Annotated in this window: 12 protein-coding genes; all 12 read right to left on the bottom strand. The window is 44.9% G+C overall.

Going from position 1 to position 26,545, the window contains the following annotated elements:
- Positions 1–4: 4 nt before the first annotated feature.
- The 12 genes from H5125_RS06825 to H5125_RS06770 all read right to left on the bottom strand — a co-directional run bounded on the left by H5125_RS06825 (position 5) and on the right by H5125_RS06770 (position 26,544).
- Positions 5–5,977, bottom strand: a complete 5,973-nt coding sequence (locus H5125_RS06825; protein WP_182743859.1) for a beta-ketoacyl synthase N-terminal-like domain-containing protein — start codon at positions 5,975–5,977, stop codon at positions 5–7.
- Positions 5,974–8,067, bottom strand: a complete 2,094-nt coding sequence (locus tag H5125_RS06820) for a PfaB family protein (protein ID WP_182743858.1) — start codon at positions 8,065–8,067, stop codon at positions 5,974–5,976. The genes H5125_RS06825 and H5125_RS06820 overlap by 4 nt, the downstream gene beginning before the upstream one ends.
- Positions 8,064–15,974 carry a type I polyketide synthase gene (locus tag H5125_RS06815; protein ID WP_182743857.1) on the bottom strand — a complete coding sequence of 2,637 codons (7,911 nt, stop codon included), beginning with the start codon at positions 15,972–15,974 and terminating at the stop codon, positions 8,064–8,066. The genes H5125_RS06820 and H5125_RS06815 overlap by 4 nt, the downstream gene beginning before the upstream one ends.
- Positions 15,958–16,839: a helix-turn-helix domain-containing protein gene (locus H5125_RS06810; protein WP_101087745.1), complete on the bottom strand. Its 882-nt coding sequence runs from the start codon at positions 16,837–16,839 to the stop codon at positions 15,958–15,960. The genes H5125_RS06815 and H5125_RS06810 overlap by 17 nt, the downstream gene beginning before the upstream one ends.
- Positions 16,840–17,214: 375 nt before the next feature.
- A complete protein-coding gene (locus H5125_RS06805; protein ID WP_182743856.1) occupies positions 17,215–18,219 on the bottom strand; it encodes an AgmX/PglI C-terminal domain-containing protein in 1,005 nt (334 codons plus the stop codon).
- 1 nt (position 18,220) lies between these two features.
- On the bottom strand, positions 18,221–18,754 hold the full coding sequence (locus H5125_RS06800) for a biopolymer transporter ExbD (RefSeq protein ID WP_220487250.1): 534 nt from the start codon (positions 18,752–18,754) through the stop codon (positions 18,221–18,223).
- Positions 18,751–19,317, bottom strand: coding sequence for a biopolymer transporter ExbD (locus H5125_RS06795; protein WP_182743855.1), 567 nt, complete (start codon positions 19,315–19,317; stop codon positions 18,751–18,753). Before H5125_RS06795 ends, H5125_RS06800 begins: the two co-directional genes overlap by 4 nt.
- Before the next feature lie 5 nt (positions 19,318–19,322).
- Positions 19,323–19,976, bottom strand: coding sequence for a MotA/TolQ/ExbB proton channel family protein (locus H5125_RS06790; RefSeq protein ID WP_182743854.1), 654 nt, complete (start codon positions 19,974–19,976; stop codon positions 19,323–19,325).
- Between the two features lie 141 nt (positions 19,977–20,117).
- The gene (locus H5125_RS06785; protein ID WP_182743853.1) at positions 20,118–20,471 is read right to left on the bottom strand and encodes a hypothetical protein; all 354 of its coding nucleotides are present in this window, start codon (positions 20,469–20,471) and stop codon (positions 20,118–20,120) included.
- Between the two features lies 1 nt (position 20,472).
- Positions 20,473–21,264 (bottom strand): tetratricopeptide repeat protein, encoded by a 792-nt coding sequence (locus tag H5125_RS06780; protein WP_182743852.1) that lies wholly within the window; start codon positions 21,262–21,264, stop codon positions 20,473–20,475.
- Positions 21,251–24,316 (bottom strand): hypothetical protein, encoded by a 3,066-nt coding sequence (locus H5125_RS06775; RefSeq protein WP_182743851.1) that lies wholly within the window; start codon positions 24,314–24,316, stop codon positions 21,251–21,253. Before H5125_RS06775 ends, H5125_RS06780 begins: the two co-directional genes overlap by 14 nt.
- Entirely contained in the window at positions 24,316–26,544 is a 2,229-nt protein-coding gene (locus H5125_RS06770; RefSeq protein ID WP_182743850.1) for a tol-pal system YbgF family protein, read from the bottom strand. The genes H5125_RS06775 and H5125_RS06770 overlap by 1 nt, the downstream gene beginning before the upstream one ends.
- Position 26,545: the final 1 nt, after the last annotated feature.

Genomic DNA, 26,545 nt, shown 5'->3' with positions numbered 1-26,545 from the left:
TGGCCTAAGCTTCTTCAATACAGATGGCGATATCTTTGACTTCATAAATGCGCAGACCATCTTTACTGAGGTTTGCGTCGCCTATTATGATGCGTTTACCGTCTTCATCTTTTACTGCACTGATATGTACATCAAGTGACATTTGTTTGTTAAGTGGGTTAATTTGACCGCGATATTTCCATTTAATATCCGACAATATTTGGCCAAATTTTGGATTAGTGAAACCTTTACCTAGGTCTGTACTGATGGCGTAAGTTTGCATCAACTCGATCACGGCTTCAACACCTAATGAGCCGGGCATAACCGGATCTTGATGGAAGTGGAATTGGAAGAACCAATCACTTGGGTCAATAGTGCGTGACGCAGCAAGATAGCCTTTACCGTATTTGCCGCCTGCTTCAACAATTTCGGCTTGGTCGATAAAGTTAAGCTGGCCGCCCGCTAAACAATAATGCGGTTGGCTAGTTGGCGGATTAAACACCCGTGACTGTTTATCCAATAAATTAACGCTGATGTCTGCCGCGACGTTATTATCAACATGCCATGGTTGGGTTATTTTACCATTATCTATGCCTAACTGGTTTTTAAGCGCATCACCTTTAAAGTAACCAAATACCGCACTACCGGTGTAAAACGGCTCGTTATCGACACTTAACTCAAAGGTGAAGCTTTGAATAATGTTACTGCCAGCAATGACGGTTGATAATAGCTTTGAATCATTGACGATAGTTTTGCCGCGTAAATCCACATGACGTAATAATTTTCCGCCACCGTCTAAGTTACGGAAAAATAGCTCTTGCCCAGGAAAGCCTAAGGTGGTGCCCATGTAGCCAGAAATAAAGCCATTGGGTTGTAATGAAATTTCCATTAACACCGAATAAGGCATTACCGCTTGGTGGCTGTTTTTAGCAAAGTACCAAGCATCTGCTGGTACTTCGTATTCAGCGATACACGATGATGGCTTTTTCAATTCGCCGCGTTTACCGTTAATTTCAACCACGCGAGTGGTTAACTGTAAATCGCCACAAGGTGTCCGCGGCGGGATAAGTCCGCGGTAAATACTAAAGTCAGGGCCAAAGCATTTTTCGATATCGCCAGTAGCAAACTCAAACATATGGTATGGGGTAAATGGCACGGTATCAGGCACGCGATTAGCGTACTTTGAATCGGCACTGACTATGGGCGCTTCAACGTGTTTTAGTGGAATAACGCCCTTGTTACTCGGGGCGTTTAAATCTGGAACTTGCGCCATTAACGGGGCTTTGTTGGTAATCACTTTACTGCTAGCGTTTGAATCAACGGCAGGGCTAGTGTTGGCTGTGTTTAACGAGATAAGCGGATAACGAGCACATTCGGCATCTTCTTTAATCATCACACCCAAGTTTTGGAAATCGACCACGACTTTACCATTGAGTAAAATATCAATATTGGCTTTAGCGTAAGGGCGAGGATGAATACCGATTTCAGTCACTTCCATGCGGTAAGTCAGCTCAGCCGTTTGTGGTAACACTTGGCCACGACAGCGAACTTTTTGCGAAGCATTTTCCAATGGTTGGAATCGACCATTTTCTACTAGAGTATGCATACCAATGTGGATCATAAAGAACTGTAATAGCTGGCCACAACCTTCTGCCATTAGCGAGCCTGCCATCACTTGGTCGCCTTGGAAATGACAAGGGAAATACCAATGGTCTGGCGCAATGTGTTTATGACCTTCGAGTAAGCCTAAGCCCCACGTACCACCTTGTGTTTGTAATTGACTCACTCGCTCAATCATTAAGAACTTTTCAGAGGCAAAACAAAGCGATTTTTGCAGCCCAGTTTGTAACTGATGCGCGACATGGTCGCCACCAAAACAGCTGCCAATATCACCGGTCAGTAAATGATGAATTTGGCCATAATCAAATGCCGTTTGGCTGCAGTGAAGTAATGGGGTAAAAGTTGGTTTATTTGGGTTATTTAGCACTTGTTGACGATGTTTTATTTCATCTTCAGTTTGAATAACCCCTTTACCATCGGCCAGCTCTTGGTCGGTAAAGAAGCCCGCACAACCGCCATCCATTTTTAGGATCATCTTGTCGCCTACGAAACATTCGTAAGAGAAAAAGAATAATAATGTGTCGCCATTGCTGGCAAAGTTATTGATTTTAATGTCGTAACGCAGAGTGTCGCCGCCACGAGGTAAATCTTCTAAGAAGGTTAAGGTACAATCTAATAAGCGATAAACCCGCTCGCCTTTGTTTTCAAAATCGATACCTAAATAACTGATCAACATTAAATCGCACTGACCCGATTCTACCGCGACAGCCCAAGGGATTTGACCATCCACTAAATACGGCGCATCGACGGGGATGTCGTATTCTGTAGTCATTGAACACGGTTTGTATTGATTCATGGTGGCATCGAGTTTAGTGACGCGTGACACCAATAAATAATCTGTGGTCGGTAAGCGAACTCGGCGCGAGTAACTGTCGATAATGGCGTAATCTGAGCCAAATACTTTAGCGATATCGCCTTCGGCATATTCAACTAAATCAGCGTAATTCCAAATACACGGTTTATTCGCTGGAATAGGTGCAGTGTAAGCGGGCACACAAGCATGATTAGGTTGGATTAACCTAGCTGGGCTAATGGTTTCACTCTTAACCGCGGTTTGTACTGCAGCATTAACGGCATAAGTATTAGCAGCCGGAGACGCGACTTGAGTCGCAGTTGTCTGATGGCTAAAACCAGCCAATTGAGATCGTAATAAACTGTCGGCTACTTTCAAGCCTGCATCTCGGCTGGCCAAATAAGCTAAATGCGCTTGTTGTGCTAACCACTGATTTTGTTGAAATGCCGTTAAATGTGCAGGTGGAATAGCATGATTTGTCATACTGGCAACCCTTGGTTGCTTTGGAATTGTTTTATCGGGCATATTTTCTGACATAAGAGGCTCGGCGATATTCTCGCTATTATTGACGCTAAGACGGCTATTATCACGAATAGTTGGTTGCTTACTTTCAATGGTGTTGACCACAGTTGGGGCGATATCAGCACATTGATTGATAATACTGTCGAGGGTATCAAGTGGGCTGTCGATAATGTGTTGGTAAATATCTCGACCACCTAAACTGACTTGTTTAATTAAACTTAACTTACTGCCCGTAGCCAGTTGTTGAGTTAAATTATTGCCCAGTCTAGCGTGCAATGCGTGTTGTTGCGCCGCAGAAACAGACAGATTAACTTGTGAGTATTGATTGTCGCTGCTGGTGAATACACTGGCATTGATAGACGGTTTATCGATGTGACGAGTTTGCACTAAACCGTGCAGCAAACTGGCCATGCCAGAAGCAGCAAATGTATGACCGAGAATATCATGAGCTTTACTCAATAACGGCGCTGAGCTGACCGCGATTGCAGCATCAGCTAATCCTTGGGCAAACTGTTGACCTTGAGTCGATAATATACATTCAGGTGATTGGTTTAACTCAACAACATCTGCTAATAATTCGGCTGGTAATTGTGTTGGTAATTGTGACAATGGCGTAAAGTTAACGCTGTCGATACTGGCGTAACTATCAAGCTGAGAGTGTGCAGAACTAGTTTGTTGCAGCACTAGCGCGCCAGCCCCTTCACCCACTAGCCAATCGGTTGAACTTAATCCTTTGGCGTTAAGTTTTGCGGTATTGAACAACATATTTTCAATGCTGCCAGACAGGTCTACAGCGGCAATAATGATGGCATCTAATGGCTCTTGTAACGAGCCTAACGCAAACAAGTTTTGCGCCACATCGATACAGCGGTTAACTGATTGCTCGCCTGCAGAAATGGTAAATGCTGGGCCGTTGAAATCCCATAATGAGGCTATCCGTGACGCCATAATATTACCAATAAAGCTGGTGTACTGGTTAAGCTTAGCGGCGTCGAGCACACTGTCCATCGCAATGGTTTCAAGACTGTCATATTCCGCTGTAGATAATTGGATTCCTTGAGCGTTAAGGCTTTGCGCTATTTGGCTGTGTAAGTTAACTCGACCGCGGAATTGATGCAGTTCAAGTTCGGTTTCCATGGCAACTAACACTGCGACTTTACTGCCTGGTGTCAGTTTTGCATCGGCGATAGCTTCATCGGCAACTTTGATCAACAGTAGTTGTTGTGAAATCAGCCGGTCATTTTCATTGGGTGGCACTTTAAAACGCAAGAAATCAAAATCGAACTGATCGATATACGCGCCTTGCGGCACTTGGGTGATGCCATATTGGGCTAATAGTTCAGGATGTTTGTCTAAGCCCTTCCAGCGTTGAGTGGGTAGCGTGCTAAAGATGGCTTGTTTGGCGATGATTTTTTTCGCCAGTGCATCAATACTGCTGCATTGACCAAAATGCGCCGCCATGCCGGTAATGTGCATTGGCGTTTCTGCATTAACTAACGCCGTGCTGCGAGTTTGAATGCTATTGTTCAGAGCGTTATTATTTTGAGCGTTATTATTTTGAGCATTATTATTTAGAGAATGATTATTTTGAGAATGATTATTCAGCGTATTGTCAGCGACGGTTTTAGCTTGATATGACTCAATCAATAAATGAGCGTTACACCCGCCAAAACCAAATACTGATACGCCAGCATGGCGGGCTTTATTGCCAACTTTATCGGGCCAAGGTAGCACTGCATTTGGCAAGGTCGCTTGGCCAAATAAGCCATTAGGCGAGGCGATAGGTGAGCTGATATTAATACTCGGTGGCAACACGCCTTGGCGCATCGCAAAAATCATTTTCATGATCCCTGGCATGCCTGCAGCGGTGAGTAAATGGCCTAAATTGGATTTTGCTGAACCAATTAATGGCGTGGCGCTACCTTGAAGTTTATCTTCAAAAAAACGCTCCATCGAGGTTAATTCAACTTTGTCGCCTAATGGTGTTCCCGTAGCATGACATTCAATCACTTCAATACTGGCAGGGGTGATACTTGGATCGATTGCTGCTGCATCGCGATAAGCGCGCTCGAATGCTTGCACTTGGCCTTTGCTGTTTGGGCTTAACACAAACTGGCCTTTGCCATCGTTCGACAAGCCAATGCCACTGACCAAGGCATAAATATGGTCGCCATCACGCTCGGCATCTTCAAGGCGTTTGAGCACTAATACCCCAGCACCTTCACCAGCGAACAAACCTTTACTGTTACTATCAAATGGGGCGGAAATACCGTGGTCGGGATAGGCATGAAATATCGAAAATCCCATATTGATAAAGAACGGATCGGCTCCCGATACCGCGCCAGCCAGCATCATGTCTGCTTTGCCGGTATGCAAGTAGTCGCAGGCCAATTTTAATGCGTAAACTGAACTGGCACAGGCGGCATCTAAACTCAGTTGCGTACCACCCAAACCTAAAGCATCGGCCACGATTTTTGAGGCATTATGGGCAACAGCACCATTACGCAGGTTGACCGTTTTAGGTGCTACATTGCTATTAGTAATGCCATTGTTTTGCGATGCTTGATTAAACGATTGCAGACTAAAGTTTGGCTGTTGGAGTTTAGTCTGTAAGGCTTTTTCGACTGCGCTGTGATAAAGCGGCACAAATAGCTCGTTAGACTTGGCAGTAGGGAACGATAAGGTGCCCATGACAATACCAGTGCGCTGCAGCACGTTATGATTAAGGTCAATACCTGCATCAGTTAACGCATTTCGCGCTGTGTCGGTTGCCCACAAGAAACTGTCATCCAAACCAGTGAATGCGTCGGGTTCAATACGATAACCTTGAGGGTTAAATTGAAAGTCCTGAATGTAGCCGCCTTTATCACAATAAAAACGGTCCGACTCGCCTTGTACACCCAAGTAGTCACTTGGTGAAGCATTGAGTTTGCTCGCACTGATTTGGCTGCGCGAATCTTTTTTGTCTAATAAGTTTTGCCAAAATTTAGCCGGAGTATCCGCGTCGGGATACTGATTGGCTAAACCGACAATGGCGATTTTAGGGGTGGCTTGAGAACTCAATGAGGTTCTCCTTCTAATGATGTTTCACTGCAACGAGACAGTGGTGAGCCGCCGGCTATTGCCGTCTGCTGAGATAATGTGTTAATTGCATCGTCAAGGCTGCGACAAAAGGGCGTTAATGACATCGGCACGCGATGCGCTATTAATTGTCCCAAACACTTGAGTAAACTGCTGACATCGTCGCCGCCCTTGGCATTAACAGCAATCGCCATCGCTGGGGACGTGTTACCACTCTGAGCATTGATTTTGTCTATTAAGGTGGTGGTTTGCCTATCGGCTCCTACCTCAACAAATAATCGGCAGCCTTGCTCTCGAGCATTGTGGATTAACTGAGTAAAATCCAACTGATGACAAAAAGTATCGGCAATCGATTGTGCAATAGCGTGCGAGTCTAGCGTGACAGGTGCTGTTTGAGCCGCCGAGATAAACTGCAATTGCTTGGGTAAATTTTCCAGCAGCGGTTGCTGATAAAACTGGCGTACATCGTCGACAATATTTAGCGCGGCTGGCGTATGCATTGCGGTAATTCGATTGGCTGTAATACCACGTTTACCTGCTTGCTTTAACAATGCTTTACAACTGGATTCACAACCTGCGATAACACAGGTATCGCCTTGAATAATGGCAATGTAAACGCGTGGATAATCCGTTAAATGGGGCGTGAGTTCATCAATACTTGCTCGAGTCACAAAGCTGTTCCAGACAATGGGTTCGTCATCGGTTAATTGCCATTGCTGGCGAACACAGCGAAGCTCTCCAGAAATATCTTGGGTAAAGATACTGCTGTTTTGGGTTGCTTCAATCATAGTATGTGGCGCTTGCCATACATCTAAACTCGCCCACATGGCAGCTTCACCCATGGAGTAACCTAAGGCAAACCTGGGCTCAATGGCAAACTCTTGCTGCAACAGCTTGGTTAAAATATAACTGGCGCCAACACCGGCAATGGCTAATTGGCTTAAGCTCATCTGTGTGGCACGGTTTTTATCTGCCGCGTAAATAAACTCGGTTTGTAACATCGACTGCATGTCACCTTGGCTTTCGAGTTCGGCATACACATTGGGGAACACTAATCCCATTTGACTGAGCATGTTTGGATACACAGTACCTACGCCGGGATAGACAAAACTCAAGCCATGATCACCAAGCGGTGCAGAATAGAAGCAACTGCCAGCTGGGGTTTTATATTCTATCGGCGGCTTATCGCTAACGTCAGGCTCTAGATGAGTCGACATCATTGCCAACATCGCACTAACTTCTACGATTAATCCGCTACGATCCTGCGCCATTAACACTAAGGCTAGGGGGGCATCAGTTTGATAATCGGCCAATGTACTTTTGATAAGTGTAAGTAAGCTTAAATCGTCTGTCGCCGAATTGACCTGTGCAGAAAAAGCCATTAGCTTAGTGTGCAATTGCGCCAATGAAGTGGCACACAGTGGCAGCCATAAACGTTGGGGATTAACCAGTTGCTTTGAGGCGACTAATGCACGTCCTTGGGTCAAGATCATTGCCTGAACATCGTCGCCAGTTTGGTAACATAACGCTGCAACCCGACTTTGGTGGAGTGGGCTAAACCAATACTGACTGTTGACCTTATCTTGTGCTGGTATGTTACGACTGGCGATAGACTCTACTAGGGTAACCATTGCTGCTAATGCGGTTTGTGCATTGTTAGCCGTATTGGTTTTTGCATTGCTATCTAACGCGACAATCTGCGGTTGAGTATGTAAACGTTTTGCATGGTTCAGCGCCAGTGTTATTGCTTCTGCCTGATTGCTACCAAGTGCAATACCATTGAGATAAGCATGCGCATGAACGCCATGTTTCGCGGCAAGTAACCCCGGCATTATCCACAACCGATCGGCAAGATTGATCATTTCATCTGCAGTGGATGATAGCCGCTCTATGCTGTGTAATAACGCCAGTTCAAAACCGTCGCTATGCTGATTATCAATCGCAACCTTGTGCTCATTAACCGAGTCGATATTGGGTTTGCTCAGCAACAAAGCCAAGCGCATTGGCTTGGTTTGTTGCTGCAAAATACGCTCACTAATGGATTTTAGCGCCATGTTATCTGTGGCTGTCACACTGTGTCCTTGTGTGATAGTTCTGCAGAAGCTTGATGTGGAATAAATGCCCCATTCAAACTCTTACTAATGGTTACTTTAGCATTGAGCATTTGGCAACTCAGGCGGCCGTCTTGATGATATAAACTCACGTTAGCCACCAGCATTCTGCCGCTGTGCTTAACCACATCAAGTTGAATATAACCTTTATCACCATTTGCAAATGGCCAAGCGGTAACACACTCACCGGTTGATGCCGGTAAACTTGCGGCATCGTATTTCAGTCTTGCCCATACCAGCATGGCTTGTAGTAGCAAATCTTCAGCGAAAATTTGGCTACCACCTAATACCGATGACGGGATAAAACCTTGGCAGTCTGCGGCATTAATCTGCGGCAATTGCACTCGGCACAGTAGCTGAGCATCATCAAATGCCAACACTTGAGCAATACCTTGCAAACGTGGGCCATGAAATAAGGTTCCGTTTTGGTATAGCTCGGCCCCTGAGAACAATGGCGTCATGTTAGCCCAATGAGCCAAACTACTGTCGCTAACAGTCGGTTTAGCAACATCAGCTGCCAATATCACATGATTGATCACCAATTGAGCTTGGTATTGCGGTTTCATGGCTGCGCTTGGATCGTTTACCAAACGAGAGGAGATCAGCGCGCTGATCCCTGCGTCAGTTTGCGTTAGTTCCAGTTGCAACAAATGTGGCTCATTGGTGTCAAAAATAACCCCTTTAAGCAATTTGTATTCAGCAATACTGACAGGCACATGACATAAGGTTTCTGCCGCATAACGCATCCATTGCATGGCGCATACCGTCGGCAATACCGGATTGCCAGCAATACAATGGTCGCTAACAAAAGGCATTTCAGCCGGGGTTAATACTCGAGTCAGCGTCTGACTGATAATATCAGTAGCTGATGACTTAGTCGTAACTGCCTTAGTAGTAACTGCGTTAGCCGTAAATGCTTTAGTCACAAGTGTATTAGTAGCAAATGTCAGCGAACCCTTGGCCATAAGCAAAGCGTCCGCATTAAGCTTTTTTACAGCGTTGTCCTGCTCTGATGAACCTTGCATATCAGAGCCAATAAGCAGTTGTGCCCCTTGTTGGCTTAATAAACTGTGAGCAAATAGCTCGGCACCCGCTTGTAGCGGAATAACGTAAACGCCACGTTCAACAAACATTTTCTTTAATGCTGAGCTGACCATACCACCATCCCAAGGACCCCAATTAAAACTCATCACTTTAGCTTGCGGTAAAGTGTGCGCCAGTTTCAGTGCAGTTTTATTGAGGATTTCATTCGACATAGCGTAATCACTTTGACCGGTATTACCGTAAAAACCGGCCGCCGATGAAAACAGTGCAATCAGCTTAATCTGTTGTGGGTCGAGTGCATTAATAATGCTGGCAAGCCCAGTCACTTTGGTGTGGTATACGCGGTTAAGTTCATCCAAGGTTTTATCTTGAATGTGCTTATCGGCTAACACGCCCGCACCGTGAATAACCCCATTAATGGTTAATGATTCACCCTTAGCATTCGTTAGGCTGTTAAGACTGGCAGCTACTGCTTTGGCGTCGCTGACATCCATCGAGACATATTGAGCACTGGCGCCGACCTTGCTGAACGCATTTAACGCAGCATCGATTTCTAGGCTACTGCTGATTGGCCACACGAGTGCATCAATCTGTTTTGGCGTCGGTTTGTTGCCTTGAGATTGAATGTAAGCGATGGCTGCGGCTTTTAATTCTGAAGCTTGTTTGCCTTGCGCCCAAACCGGTAAGTCGGTGCCAAAATGTTGGCTACGACCTGCTAACACAAAATGTGATTGGCATTGTTTGGCTAAGGTAAGGGCGCATTCAAACGTTACGCCTTTTGCACCGCCGGTGACCAAAATAGTGTCATTTTTGTTTAGGCTTGCTGGTGCAAACTGTTCGCTAGCATTGCCGGCAACTAAGGTTACTCGACCTTGATTACTGATCCCCACTTCATTAATGCGGTCCGCGCTAACATTGGCACCATCGATATCAAATAACTCAGCAACGATGGCATCGGCAAAACTTGCTGTATCAATATTGTTGGCAATGTCTAATGCGCGGCAAAACACCTGTGGCCATTCATGGCTTAGGGTTTTGCTCAGGCCAGATAAGGCTGCTTGATTGAGCTCTGCTGTTGCTAGCTGAGAATTATCAAGATAACCAAATCCGCCGTCTAAACGGCTCACGGTAAAGTAGCATAAGCGCGAACCTTGAGCTGGTTTAGCAAATTCAGCATGAAGATGCTTAGCCCATAAAAACGCGTTGTCGACAGCGGCTTTTGCTGCAACAGTGCACGACATTAATTCGCTGCTGTTAGCGGTAGCTTGAGGCTGTAAATGAATAAAGCCTGCAATGGCATGTTCAGCGCCCAAATCGGCTTTAATATCGGCAATGACTTGTGCAATTTGGGCATCATCAATGCTGCTCAACGTATAGCTTTTAATATCGCTGCTTAATGGTGAATGTGCCACGCTAATGGTTTGTGGGTTACGAATAACGGCGACGGTTAATCCCTTTGCATTTAGCTTTTCAGCCAGTAAACCTGCATTGTGGCCATCGTCTGTGATGACAATACAAGAGTCTGTTGAAAAGCAATCTACGAGTTTATCCGCCGCTGGTAACTTTTTTAGCGCTACCTCGCTGTGTGGCGGTAATGCCGCGGTGTTAACGTCAGCCTTGTTTGCAGTTGATGCTGGTGCGACCGACGCAATAGCGGTTGCTGCAGGCAATTTGGTTTGCATGTAGCTGACGATTTCACCTAAGGTGCGACATTCGGCTAAATCTTCTGGGTTCAGCTCAGGTAAGCCTGGTAGTTCGTCTTGCACTGTGCCTAGAATTTCAACGCGTTTGATTGAGTCGATACCTAAATCGGCTTCCATGTCCATGCTCAGTTCAAGCATTTCAGCAGGGTAACCGGTTTTGTTGGCTACCACTGACATCATGGTGCTTAATACGGTATCAGCACTTAAGCCAGTTGTTGCAGGTGCAGATACTGGAGCCACAGTGTTAGTTGCAGGCAATTTTGTTTGCATATAACTGACGATTTCGCCCAAGGTACGACACTCGGCTAAATCTTCTGGGTTCAACTCAGGCAAACCGGGTAGTTCGTCTTGCACTGTGCCTAGAATTTCAACACGTTTGATTGAGTCGATACCAAGGTCTGCTTCCATGTCCATGCTCAGTTCAAGCATTTCTGCAGGGTAACCGGTTTTGTCGGCTACTACTGACATCATGGTGCTTAAAACGGTATCAGCACTCAAGCCCGTTGTTGGCGTTGCTGTTGCAGATGAAGATGAAGATACCGTTGCTACTGGAGCCAATGTGCTGACAGCAGGTAATTTAGTCTGCATGTAGCTGACGATTTCGCCTAAGGTGCGACACTCGGCTAAATCTTCTGGGTTGAGTTCAGGTAAACCTGGTAGCTCGTCTTGCACTGTGCCTAGAATTTCAACACGTTTGATTGAGTCGATACCAAGGTCTGCTTCCATGTCCATGCCCAGTTCAAGCATTTCCGTTGGGTAACCAGTTTTATCGGCAACTACAGCTAACATGGTGCGTTGGACGTTTTCAGCGGTTAAGCCCGTTGCTGCCGGTGCAGCAGCATTTGCCGATGTTGATCCCGTTGACGCTACAGCAACCGAGTTGGCCGCTGGTAATTTGGTTTGCATGTAGCTGACGATTTCACCCAAGGTGCGACACTCGGCTAAATCTTCTGGGCTCAGTTCAGGTAAGCCTGGAAGCTCATCTTGTACTGTGCCTAAAATTTCTACACGCTTGATGGAGTCGATACCAAGGTCTGCTTCCATGTCCATGCCAAGTTCAAGCATTTCAGTTGGGTAACCGGTTTTGTCGGCAACCACAGCTAACATGGTGCGCTGAACGTTTTCAGCGGTTAAGCCCGTTGATGCTGGTGCTGCAGTAACTACCGATGTTGATCCTGTTGACGCTATAGTAGTTGTGTTTGCCGCAGGCAGTTTAGTTTGCATGTAGCTAACGATTTCGCCCAGGGTGCGACACTCGGCTAAATCTTCTGGGCTCAGTTCAGGTAAACCTGGAAGCTCATCTTGGACTGTGCCGAGAATTTCTACCCGCTTGATTGAGTCAATACCAAGGTCTGCTTCCATGTCCATGCCAAGTTCAAGCATTTCTGTTGGGTAACCGGTTTTGTCTGCGACCACATTGAGCATAGTGTCTAACACTTGTTGCTGTGTTAGTCCGGCTGTTGGTGCAGAAACCGCTGCTGAGCTAACTTGCTGAGCGACAGGAGCTTGAACAGGTTGACTGGCTGTCGGTTGAGATTGAACTGCTTGAGCTGTTTGAACCTGAGCTGGAGCAATAGGTGCTACCACTGGCGAAGGTGTCGTTGTGGCTTGAGCAACTTGGTTTGGCTGTACAAACGCAGGCTGTACTGATGTAGGTACAGATGCTGGAGCCACCATAGGCATTGGTGTTTGCCCTTGCAACATGGCTAACGCAGCTTGGCTTGCTTGTGCTTGTAGCGTTAAAAATTGCGTATGACTTTGCAATGTTTGTGCTTGATGCTGGTGGAACATCTCCATCGAACGTTGCAAGCTTTCTGGAATGGCTAATCCCGATGACGCCATTTGTGCTTGGGCTGTCATCAGGTGAGCAAAGGTGTCGCCATATTGCTGTGGTATGGCTAAAAACTGCTGATGTAATTCAGCGGTTTGTTGCTGCGCCGCAAAAAATGCACCGATACTATCGGTCGACGCTGACACACTTGAGCTAACCGGTTGAGCTTTAGCGATAGGAGCTGTTGCCGTTAAAGGTGCCGCTGTTGCAGATGCTGGCGCTTGAGCTGGTGCGGATGTTGCTGGCACTTCAATATATTCAGTTTTAATGACTTCTTTTTCCACAATTCTTTCCACAACTTTCTCGACAGGCACTTCCACTGTCTGGCTGGTAACGGTGCCGGTTTGCAATGACTTTTGCATTTTGGCTTGAGTGGCCGGACTAATATAATTACTCGCGGTTAACTTAACGTTCATCGGTGACACTTTGGCAAGCTCAGCGATAGGCGCTTGGTAAGGATCAACCTCAGTTAATGCCACCCCTAATACCGCAAGCTGACACGCTGCTTGGCGCAGTTGAGTGTCACTATTGCCTTTAGGGTTTGGGTTCAAGCTCACTACACTGACTGATTCTGCTTTATTGCCTAGGGTAGCCTCCACCAATTTTTGGAGGATGTTTTTAGGGCCAAACTCAACAAATACTCGAGCACCCGCATCATACATGGCGTTTAGTTGCTCGCTAAAACGAACCGATTGCAACATATGTTCACTAAATGCTGCTTGGATTGCTTTTGGATCATTAGGATGTGCTTTACCTGTGCCATTGGCATAAAGGCTTAGTTTTGGCTTAGCAAATTTAATCTTATTGATTGCCGCAGCAAACGGCTGCTGCGCATGTGCCACTAATGGAGTGTGGAACGCACCAGAAACCGGCAGGGCGATTGCTTTAAAACCAAGTTCAGTGGTGATAGCTTGTGCCGCTAGGGTACATGACGCTGTTGGGCCTGCAATAACCAATTGGGTTGGTGCATTGTAATTAGCCACCTTGACGCCTTCAAATGCACTAATGCACTGTTCAAGCTTTTCAACACCGTTGTCAACAGATTGAGCGGGGACAATAATGGCGTACATTACCCCAGCGTCTTGATCTTTAGGTGTAGCCGCCATTGCTTGGCCACGAGCAAAGGCCAATTGATAATAATCAGCTTGGCTAATAACGCCTGCAGCACATAATGCTGACAGTTCACCAAAACTATGGCCGGCAACCATATCAGCTTTAAAACCTGCTTGAGTCAATAATGCATATTGGCCCATGCTCACCGCACCAATAGCACTTTGGGCATTGGCGGTATTGGTTAATGCCGCCTGTTGCGCGGCAATATCTTCGGCTTCAAAAGCAGGATTTGGGTACATAATTTGCGATAGTGGTGTTTGTTTATGTTGGGCAAACACCTTATCTGCTTGCATCAGTTGCTGACGCATTTCTGGATACAAACAGGCTAAATCGGCGCCCATGTTCAGATATTGTGCCCCTTGTCCGGCAAATAATGCTGCCACTTTATGGCTTGCCGCTTCAGGATGAATCAATGCTGCTGCGCGATAACTGGTGCCAGAAGGCAATTGCCAGCTATCGGCAGTATTTGAGCTTAACTGCGCCAGCGCCTGAGTCAGCTGAATGGTTAAGTCTGCTAATGAAGCAACGACTAAGCCTATGCGTGCCGCATTAGGGGCGATGGTATTCAAGGCAAAACGTTTACCAAAATCGGCTAATACAATTTCTTGGCGATTTTGCTGTGTGGTATCAACAGCATTAATTTCACTTTGCAGTGCGGTTAATTGAGCCTGTAATGCGGCTTTGTTTTCAGCATGGATCAATAGACTTTGTGGCACTGAACGTTGACGATACTTATCGCCTCGAACATGTTCTTGACGATATTCTTCCAACACAATGTGGAAGTTGGTACCGCCAAAACCAAAGGCACTAATACCCGCGCGGCGCGGTGTATTGTCGACTCTTGGTAACCATGGACGGGTTTCGGTATTTAAATAAAATGGCGAGTCCTGAATGTTTAATTTAGGATTCGGCTTACTGACGTTAATGGTCGGTGGCAACACTTTATGATGCAAAGCCAGCGCTGCTTTAATCACACCAGCGGTTCCTGCTGTTGATTTAGTGTGGCCAACTTGTGATTTAACTGACCCAAGAGCAATGTGCTGTTGAGTGTCATTACCGTCGGCAAACACTGATTTTAAACCATTGAACTCTGCGACATCACCAGCTGCAGTACCAGTACCATGGGCTTCAATTAAGCCAACAGTGTGCGGCGCAAAACCTGCGTCGTCATAAGCGCGTCTTAATGCTTTTGCCTGGCCTTCTGGGCGCGGTGCGTAGATACTTTTAAACTTACCGTCTGATGATGAGCCAATACCTTTGATAACAGCATAAATTCGGTCACCATCACGCTCAGCATCATCAAGACGTTTAAGCGCCATCATGCCAATACCTTCACCAATCATCATACCTTTAGAATCGATATCGAAAGGTTGAATGGTGTCATTAGTGGTAAATGCCGGTGTTTTTGAAAAGCTCATGTACATAGAAGGCGAGTTATCGGTACACACACCACCAGTGAGCATCATGTCACTGCGGCCTTCAACTAACTCTGTAATCGCCATGCGCATTGCCGCTAAAGAACCTGCACAAGCTGCGTCAACCACGCAATTCATGCCGCCTAGATCAAAGCGGTTAGCGATACGCCCAGCAATCACATTGCCGAGTGAACCTGGAAATGAGTTCTCTTCCCAGTGAATATATTGATCCTGAAACTTTTTGATCAACATCTCAGTGTCTTCATCACTTAGACCACTATTTTTAAATACTTTTTTGAGTATTGGGTACTGTAAGCGACCACTGAGACTGTGATTAATTTTTTGACCACCGCCGACGCCTAGTGTAATACCGATGCGATCGGTATCGTACTGTGCATCAATACCTGCATCAGCTAGCACTTCTTTGGCGACCACTAACGATAAAAGTTGTGAGGTGTCTGTTAGTTCGAGGATATTAGGGGGCAAGCCAAATTCCATTGGATTGAAATCGACTTCAGGTAAAAAACCACCGCGTTTACAGTAACTTTTGTCGGCCATTGATTTATCGGCATTGTAGTAATCTTCAGCATTCCAATGGCTTTCTGGAACGTCGATAATCGCATCAATTTTTTCGCTGATTAAATCCCAAAACTTGTTTAGGTAACGTGAGTTAGCAAAAATACTCGCCATGCCGACAATCGCGACAGGCATGTCTTTTAAGCGTTTGTTTAAACGCTTATCTTTATTACTGGATTGGCTCATATGAGTCTCCGTTTGATAACTGAGGTTCAGTTATCTGGTGTTGGGATCCAGCTGCATCAATGGTGCTAGTGGATACTGCGGCTGGTTGACCTGCTCCAGGAAATCGAGCAAGAAAAGTGTGATAATTGCGAACCAATAACTTACGTAAATGAAATGGTCCGTGCTTTAAGACATGCGTTATATAGCGATTACTCGCTTGGGTATGGCTGTCTTGATAAATATCGAGGTAAACCCAGTCAGACTTAAAATCGACTCCAAGCAAAACAGAATAGGCTTGCTGCTTCGTTAATTGAGGCGGAATACTTAACGACACTACTTGCACTACGTTGTCTGGATCTGGACTCGGCAGGGCTAAAGTGTCGGCTAATGTCTGCGGGTTAACGGTATAGGTTTGAATATCGGCGCCTTGAGTAATAGGCAGCTGATTGAAGAATTTTTCTGGCACAAAAGGGCTGTCAAATTCGTCTAGTTTAGAGACCCCAAAACGCTTTAAGCAGCGGGCAAGACCGGAGCGAGAGACATTGGGGTTGATAAATTCTTGGGTGACTTTTAATAGCCTATCTAAAGGCATTTTTAATTGATAACGCAAACCCAGCATCACGTACTCTTCCATCGGAGATAGTGTGGTGTTGAGTTTGTGCGGGGTATTTGGGGTGTTATCGATTGAGTCACGTTTACGCCACTTACGTACTGTAGCTTCGCTGATATTGAGGATTTTGGATAATTGACTGACGCTGTAATCGGATTGCTGAATAAATTGACGCATTTCAGGTGTTGTCGTCGCATTACGGTGTTGGACCGTTTTTGGGCGAGGCTTACCCTTAAATAGACCAGATTCTAAATGTGTGGTTATCTTTTTTGTCATCTAGACAGGAATTCCAAATAATCTATTGGGACTTTAGCGCATTTAAACTTACCGATACTTACTTAAGTCATACTTAAAGAAGATAAAAAATTAGTCTAAATATCCATTTATGCTTTTTTTAACACAAAGCAGATTACCTGAGGTTTCACTCCGATACAATCACCCGAGACTGAAAACAAGATATGAGGTGTAAAAAATGATTATCTGAGGAATGTGTCAAGGCATCTCTAGATCTAAAATTGCACTGAATTTACCTTGTTTTGGCGATTATTTTGTCAGTTAATCATTTGATATATTGCCCCAAATAAAAAGCAGGTAACGAGTTTTCTCATTACCTGCTTTTTTTGATCAATCGACATATAAGGTTTATGCCCATCAACTCGGGAAGAAGTCGATAGCCCAGATAGTAGTCATTAGCGCGACTTTTTCTGCTGGGAAGCTTATTGAACGTAATACCAAGGTTAATTGACGCTCTAACTTGGGGTTATTGAGTTCGCTTGATTTAATCGTTACCTTGCTGATATTGCCATTGGGTTGTATGACAATTTCAAACATCACTTTGCCTTTTAAAAACGGATCTTTTCGAAGTGCACGATTGTACAACGAATAAAGCCGCGATTTATTGGCCTCTAATGTTCGTCTTAATGCTGCTTCAGAACGTTGCCCACCTTGGCTAGCTTGACTGGCTTTTTCTGCAGAGGCACCTTGGGTAGCTAATATTTCTTCTTTTGCTAAACGTATTTGTTGAGTTTGGTTGCCACTTAACGATTCTGCTGCAACAGTTTTACTGATAGTTGATTTTGCCAAGCTGTCAGTTTGTTTATTGGCCGCACCAGCTAATAAATCACGTTTTACTTTGACTTCTTGAGACGTGGTTTGGTCAAGTTTGCGTTGCGCTGTAGGTTTAATATCAAAGGCTTCGCGCATTGAAAAAAGCTCATCTTTCATCGCCGCTAAGCCTGATGTGCTGGCTTTCTCTTTTGCAGCGTCACGTGTTACTGGTTGAACAACTTGAGGTTTTACAGCTTGTTCAACAGACTTTTCTGGTACTTTTTCATCTGGTGGTGCAGGCTCAGGCTTTGGCAGCGGTTCTGGCTCAGGCGGTTTCACCTCTGGCCTCTCTTCTGCTTTGGCCGGTGGCGGTAATTGCTTTTCTTGCAAGATGATTTTGGTTAATTGCGGTGGTACTTGCTCTTTTACTTCACGTGGAAGTTCAATTTGTTCAAGCATGGGTACTACGACCGCAAAGACGACATAAACTAACAGCAACAACCACAAAATCTGTTTAAACAGTTTGTCTTGTTTGCTGGGTTTAAATAAGTCGCCTAAATCATTAAAGCTCTGATTGGTTTGGTGATGGTGTAAGGTTGCTGTTGTCATATTAGCCCTCACCATTAGCTTGTTTTGCTTGTTGTTCAACCGCCAACGAAATATCTCGGTAACCGGTTGCAGCACAAGCAGCCATAATTTGCTTAAGAACAACATAAGGCGTGGATGCATCGCCAATAATGGTTACTGCCCGGCCATTTTGTTGCTCGGTTTCGCTAAGCTCGGTGCGTTTACTGGCTTGATAGGTCAATTCGTTGGTTAAGGCATTAATAAACTCAGGATTTTGTTGTTCGGTTAAGCCTATTTCATCAGTACCTTTTTGCCATATAGGGCGCTCTTGCACTAATACGGTGTCGGTAAACACTGTAATCACCAGGTTTTCAACTGGCAGTACATCTGCAACAGACACGGGCAAACTGATTTTTTCGATATTTTGCAGTACTCGCACTTCAGATTGATTCACAATTAAGAAAAACACCAAAATGGTAAAAATATCCATTAATGCAACAAGGTTGAGCTTACTGCCAGCTTTTAAGCGTTTGTGGTGTTTAGCTAATCTGCGGCTTCTTGCCGATTGCTTCATCATGGCTTAGCTCCTACTGGTTTTCCAATAGTGGTCTGCGCCGGTGTGGCGATGTCTGCATCATTAACGGCAGGCGCATCACCTAATGAGATCATCGGAAACAATTCAGCATCAACCAAATTGGCTGCCACTACCGCTTTAAATGATCGCACCGTGTCCATGGCAGACACGATGGTTTGATAGTCAACCGCTGGGTCGAGTAACAATACTATGTCATTTTTTTCAATACCTTGTTGTTGAAATGTCAGCTTTAAGTCTTGTAGATAAACAGACAACGCGGCGAAATCATAACCGTTATCAGTCAGTTCAAACTGTTTAAGTGACATGCCGGCTGGGTAGTTTAGTGCTAAGCGAGCCGGGGTTATCACCAATTCGAGTATTTTAGGTTCTTGATCATCTTGTGCTTGCTCAGCTTCAGACAATACCGGCAATTGCAGATTCAAAATACGCACTTGTGAGAACACCAAGCTCAGCAGAAGTACTGGCACTAACACAATCATCAAATTCATGAATGAGGTGATATCCAGTTCTGCGTCTTGGGTATTAGGGCGACGACGGCGTCTCATACTCATTAGCCTCGGTTGTTATCCGTTTGCTTGTTAAATGACAATGAATTGAGCAGTTTGATGCCTGCCATTTCAATTGAGTCAACGATGGTTGCCGTTTTAGTCTGTAGGCTTGAGTGAAATAAAATCAGCGGAATGGCGGTAATCAAACCAAATGCGGTGGTGTTCATCGCAACAGAAATACTAGAAGACAATAAGTTGGCTTTTTCAGCTGGATCGGCGCTAGCCACTGCCGAGAATGCTGCGATTAAGCCCATAATGGTACCTAATAGACCCAATAAGGTGGCGATGTTAGCGAGCGTTGCTATAAATGGCGTACGCTTTTCAAGGCGTAACATGTATTCCATCACGGTTTCTTCCATGGCGTATTCTACGTCTTCACGGCGACTTGCACTTGATATACGGGCAATACCAGACTGCAACACGTCAAACACAGGCGCTTTATGGTTTTGTGCATGCTGACTAATGGTATTGATGTCACCTGTTTTTAAGGCATTTTTAATCAGTGCAAAAGCGTGCTGATTACTACGATGTGCAGAGCTTAAATATAACCAGCGCTCAATGGTAATGGCCAAACCGACCACTAAAACTAATGCGATAGGGTAGATAAATGTGCCGCCATTTTGTAAAAACGCAATGATATGGTCGGTAAAACTCATGTGATGTTCCTTCTCTTATTGTCGTATTGAACATTGGCGTTAATGGCTACAGGTGTTCAATTGTTTTTGTTAGGTATTACTCAGTTTTTGGCTAGCATGTTGTTTATTTAATGGCTTATTTAATGGCTTATTACAGGGTGTTTATTGATTATTTTCTGGTGTGCCGTTGGCAAAATCCCTGACTTGTTGTCGAAATACTTTTGGATTGATAGGCCTAAACTCAGGCAGCGTCAGTCGCATGCCTTCGTTGTTAATGTCTATCGGATTATTGATCCCTTGCCATGGCATAATATAAAGCACTTTGGGTTGCTCTTGTGAGCCCGTCACTTGGCTTTGAATGACGACAGGTTTGTTGCTCGCTGGTTTCACCGCTTGTTGCTTTTCAGTGTCATCATTGGCCGTAGCCTGAGCTGATACACTCAGTAAACAAGTGGCTAACACCAGTGGTAATGCGCGATGACAACAGATTGTTTGAAACACTTTTAGCATGGTCATCTTAGCCTGCTCCATTAGCATTGTCGGGTAATGTTAACCCTGCGCGTTGAATTTTTATTTCTACGCCAGCGAGCCAACGTTTGGCTTGTTCATCATTTGGCTGATTAGCCAAATACGCCAGGTAGTATTGGCGGGCTTGCAACAACTTACCGCGATATAACTCTAATAAAATCGCCAAATTTAATTGTGCTTGTGGGTATTGAGGCCACAGAGTTAGCGCCGTTAAATAACCTTGCTCAGCCTGAGCATACTGGCCTTGTACCCTTGCTATATTAGCTTTAATTTGGTGGGCATAAGGATTGCTGTTATTAACCGCAATCGCTTTTGCGAGCAGTGCATCGGCTTGATCTAATTGCTGCTGATTTATTGCTATGATGGCTTTATTGACATAGGCGCCCGACAATTGAGGCTCTGCAACAATCACTTTATCAAACAAACTATTCGCCGCTTGCCATTGCTGGTTTTTCATGTGGCTAATGGCTTGCTGATATTGACTCAATACCGATGTGGGCACATCGGCTAACCGTTGTGAGGCTTGTTCAAGATACATATTACGGTTATCCGTTGAGCCAGCACTGATACTGGTGCTGTTATTGACACTTTTTGTATTGAGGCTAACTAAGTCGACAATGTCTTTGTCCATGCCCTTTAGGCTTGGGTCCGTAGTGGTTTGCTTGTTGGCGTTAGTGCCACTAGGTGACGTACTACAACCGGGTAACAGCATAAGGCTTACTAGCGCGAATAGTGCCAGTTTCGGTGTCGATGAGGTAAATAATGACTTAATGGATAGCATCGATAACCTCATGCGTTAACTCTTGTTTTTGATAAAGGGCAGGGGACATTTGTGCCAAGCGTTCAAAGCTTTTTTCAATCCATTGATCAACAATATCATCCCATGCTCTTTGGGTATTGCTGATGTGAATTTCGATGGCTTTCTCTTCAAATGGATAAGCCAGCTCTTCGAGTAAAATCTCGTACTCTTCCAAGGCTAATTCATCTAAGTCGCCAGGGCGTTGTGAGCTCATCATGTCGGCTGCAAGTTGGCGATACATTTCAGCGAGGTTATATGTTGCATGAGGAACGTATTTGGCTAATTGAAAGTCGAGCACTTGTTGATAATAACCAATGGCTTTTTTCATCGTATCTTGTTTGCGCTTCAAGCTTTTTTGCAACGGTGCGTTGAGTTTAATTGCCGCAAAACTGCGTTGTTCAGCTTCACCCAAGGAAAATGCTGCGATAGAGGCAAGTTCAATTTGACGAGCTTGAATGGCATTCGCATCTTGCTGCAATTGTTTGCGATCAAAGCTTAGGATTTGTCTAAACCAGTAATATTGCTTATTAGCTTCACCGCTTTGGCGGTAAAACTCACTCATTTTAAAGCGAACCTCTTGTGCTACATCAAACGGTTGTGGGTAGGTTTTAGCATAAGTTCTAAAGGTGCTGAGTGCGCTACTGTTATCGCCTGCTTTTAAATAATACTCCGCCGCAGTGTATTGAGCTTCACGCTTTAATGCGCCGGGCTTTTCATTGGCGACAATGATCAAAAGCTGCTCGGCGGCTAAATCCCATTGGGCTAGTGCTTCATAGGATTGAGCTAATTTAGCTGGAATGACCGCGCTAAACTCATGGTGTGGATAACGTTGCTGAAACGGTTTTAATACGTCGACCGCTTCTTGCCAGCGTTGTTGTTCAAGCAATAAGTTTGCAGCGTCGAGTTCGGCATTAACCGCGTATTTTGATTCAGGCACTGCCTGAGCAACGCGTAATAACTGGCTTACGGCTAATTCTGGTTGTGTTTGTTTAACCGCTTGAGCCTGGGAGTAAATGCTAGAAGCTAACAGATTACGCATTTCAGACCATGAGTCTGTGCTCTTGTCTGTGTATTGCAGCGCTAAAATGTAACCCTCTTCAGCCTGTGCGTATTGCTCTTGCTGATACAAGCTATTGGCATAAAGCTGGCTAACAAACTGCACTTGCTTACGGGCAGAGTCTGACAACGGCGTAGCGGTTTGCACTGAGCTTGCCGCATTATTGATCGTGTGAATGCCGTGGGCTTGTAATACAAAATCAGTAAAGTATTTAAGGTCGATGTAGTTTTTAGCATCAAACGAATATTGGGCGGCGTTACTGGCGAGCTGTAAGGCACGCTCGTCAGATGGATACTGATTGATAAAGTCTTTATCTAGCTGATTACGTTGTGAAATGAGTTTATTGTAATCATCAGTATTACTTTGACCACTTTGTTTTTGTTGGTTCTGACCTTGTTGGCTTTGATCATGTTGCGAAATGATTTCGCGTATGGTGACGGTTGTTGCGTAAGCCGATTGCTGTTGTATCTTACGCAAGGCTGCCGACGTTGCTGTGGTGTCATAGGCAATGGCGTAATAACTGGCAAGCGCTTGCTGATATTGTTTGGCTTCAAAATTGGCGTCAGCAAACAAGTACTCGTCATTAAGAATATCTTTAGTGAGTAACGTGCTGGCTTGAGGTAATTTGGCCAATTGTAAATAGGTCTTTAATGCGCTGGCAGCCTGTGCGAAAGCGCTAATTCGTTGTGCACCTTGCTGAGTTTGTGCATCGGCATACAAACGGCGGCTATGCTCGTCACTAAAGCTAAGCAGTTGTGGTAATAACTCTGCTTGCTGCGCTGTGCTGGCATTTACCCAAAAAGTGCTGCTAAGACCATATTGATTAACATAGTCATTTTTCAGCTGATGCATGGCTGCAAACTTGCCTTGACGCTGATAAAGGTCGAGCAAATCTAGCGAATAGCGAGCTGCCCAGATATTGTCTGGCGCCAAATCGATGTATGCCTGATAAGTTAGTTCTGCATCGTAGTCGAGTTTTTTGTCGAGTAAAAATTGGGCCAAATTGGCAAATAATACATGCTGATACAAATCAAGATAAGGCAGCGATTGATTGTCTTTAACCAAAGACACCAACGACTGAGATTGAAGCTGCTGGCTTAGTGAAATACTCAAGACTCTTTGGGTATCAATCGCCAAATTTTGCGCGCGGCTGCCGAGCTTTTCAAAAGCAAAGTTGTCGGAGGTTAAGTTTGCAATATCACGATTACTTTGCTGGCCGGCCACTAAGGCTTCAAACACTTGCAAGAATGCTTTGTCGGCATTGGCAAGTCGATTGAGTTTAAATTCGGACCAGCCGAGCATATATAAACTGTTCAGTTGATATTTTTGATTATCATTAGCGGTTAATACTTGCTGATATGCTGTAATGGCTGCCGAGTAATTCTGTAAGTTGTAATAGATTTCACCGCGTCTAAAGTTAAGCTCGGCAAGATACATTGTCTGCGGATAGTGTCGCAGTAATGATTCAACTTCAGCCAAACTCGCATCCAATTTACCCTGTAAATCGAGCGCTTTAGCTAATTGATATTGTATGTGTTCGTTTTCAGGTCGCTGCGGATAACGCTGCAATAGCTGTTGATATTCGTTAACTAATTTTTGCAGTGCCGCATCGTTTTGAGTCAACTGAGCTAGCACTTGACTGTCTGGTTGCGACTCATCATCGAGGTCTGCATAAGACTGGGCTTCAAATGATTCGGTATTGATTTGCGCTAAGCGATATTCAACGTGCGTCCGGATTTCAGGATCGGGCTCAAGTGTCAGCAATTGTTGATAAATATTAGCCAACTTGGCACTGCGTTGAGTTTGGCTCATTTCAACACTCGCCACCGTTTCGCTGCTGCGTTTGTTGGCCAAATCGCCTAAGCTAGTGCGTTTAGCTTGTTGAGCATAATCAGCCTGCCCACTGCTAAAACACCCCGATAATGCAATACCACTGATTAAGATTAATGCGCCTGATAAATAAGCCGATACTGACATTAGCGCGCTCCTTGTGCAGCTGACTCAACTACAGTGGAATCACTTTCAGTCGATTTGTTTACCGCCGATTCGTTTGCTGAGAAGGGATTGATTGGCGCAGTGTCTGCTTGTGACATTTGTTCTAATACATTGGCCATTTGGTGGCGAGTGGTGAGCAGTAGTTGCTGTAACGTATATTGTTGTTGCTGGGTAAAAATGCTCATTTTGCCACGAATATCTCGGTCGGTTTTGTCACGCAGTCCGGTAATATTAACGTTCGTGCTGTTAATGTCGGTTTGGGTTTGTTGTTGACGTAACTCAAAGTCAGATAACAAGCGGGTGTTACTCGACAATGCACTAAATCGATTGGCTTGTCGTTCAAGCTGTTCAAGTTGTGTTGTTAATTGCTTCAGGCTTTTTTTATGCTGCCAAAGTCGTTGTGGCAATGTTTGCTGTAATTGCCACTGCAACACCCCTTTAATCCTATCAAGTCGTTGTTGTTCGTCGTCGATATTACGTTGAGTCGCCAATGTAGTTAACCTGGCTTGGCTGGCATCAATACGGTCTATCCATTGTTGCTGACTTGGGTCGGCAAACACTTGGGCATTTTGTTCAGCTTCTGCTTGATCAATAATCTTGGCAATACGTTGTTTTTGCTCGTCTAGCGTATTAATCATCTCTGTGTAGGCGAGCTGTTTTTGTTGTTCAATGACGCGGGCTTGGCGCTGGGTGTTGAGCGCTAAAGTGTCCTTTAACCATTGACTGTTAATCTGTTGTTTTTGCACATTGTCGCTAAGTAAATCAAGGCTTAATAAGGTGTGATAATCGGTCGCTAATTGCGGGTCATTTAAGGCTTTTTTTAGCCAAGGCGAATCAGTGCTAAAACGCTCGGTAAGGATAAGCTCTAACGCGTCAGACTTGGTTGCCAAGGAAGGTGTTTGTTGATCTACTGTCTTACTGGCAAAGTCGGTAACATTGCTAATGGTGCTAACTGTTTCTGCAAATCCTTTTATCTCGACAATTTTTTGTAAATACAGTTGTTCAGCTTGCTGATACAAGGTTAATCCTTGTGCTAAAGATTGCTGCTCACTGACTTGTTTTGCAGTTAACAACGCGGCTTGCCAGGCTAAATTTGAGTAGGGGTATTGCTGCTGCAATAGCGATAGCAACTTAAACGACATGTCATAGTGCTGTTGTTGCTGGGCCGAGTAGGCAAATAAAAACAAAGCGGATTCAGCATAAGGACTTTGCTCAGGAAAATCGCTCAGTTCGTTATAGGCTAAATCGTATTGTTTATTGGCGACATACAACTGTGCCAACAGTAACTTTGCATAATCATTGATGGCTTGTTGTTGCAACAAGGCGTCTTTAACTTCTGGCAATAACTCATCGTTATCGTCAAAAATGTCGGGCTCTACAAAAGGGTTAAACAATTGCTGCCAAAAATTAATTTTGGGTGGCTGCCATTGTTGGCTTTTAAGCTCAATTAATATAGGTTGTGCCGCACTGTATTGCTGCTGCTTCATGTGCAACAACGCCTGGTTTAAGGCGATGTAAGCGACAGATGAACTCGCTGGTGGCTGGTCATCTTCTGATGTTGATTGCTGTACTTGGGCGGTTAATGGCGACGTATCTGGCCAATAAGCTAATTGGTTTAATACATGATATTGCTCGACATAATCGGGCAGTAATGTGGTAATTCTGCCTAATGTGAGTTTGGCCGCATCAATGTCGCCGTGTTCAATTTGCTGTTCGCTGAGCTGCAACAAAGCGATTAATAATAATTCAGTTGGCGATGTGGCTGACTTCGTTTTGCTGCTATTGGTATTAGTACTGTTATTCGCTGTGGTTTGGGTCGAAGTATTTGCTTGTTGTTGTTCAAATTGTGCCAAGGTTTGGGTGGCTTGCTCGTGCAAGCCAATCGACACTTGTAGTCCGGCTTCGAACAATTGGCTGCGATCAGAATAGATCTCTTTGCGTTGACGGTTGAGGCTAATTTGTCTTAATGCTGCGCCATAATCGCCAGCAAAATAAAAGTACAATGCTTGGCGGTAAAATTTATCTTCTAGATCGGTTTTAGGCGCAGATGCACTTACAGAGTTTTTTATTGATTTTTCTGCCGCTTGAAGCTCGGTAGTGTGCAAGAGGGTTAAGCAACTGCATAGCATGGCTGCACAGCCCAAAACTCGTGTGAGTGGGTTACCGATGTGAGCTAGCATAAGGCTAAATGATTGAGTGTTAACGGCCATT

The organism is Shewanella sp. SR44-4, assembly GCF_014163715.1.
In the GTDB taxonomy this organism is placed as follows: Bacteria; Pseudomonadota; Gammaproteobacteria; order Enterobacterales; family Shewanellaceae; genus Shewanella.
This window is presented reverse-complemented; position numbering and strand designations above follow the sequence as displayed.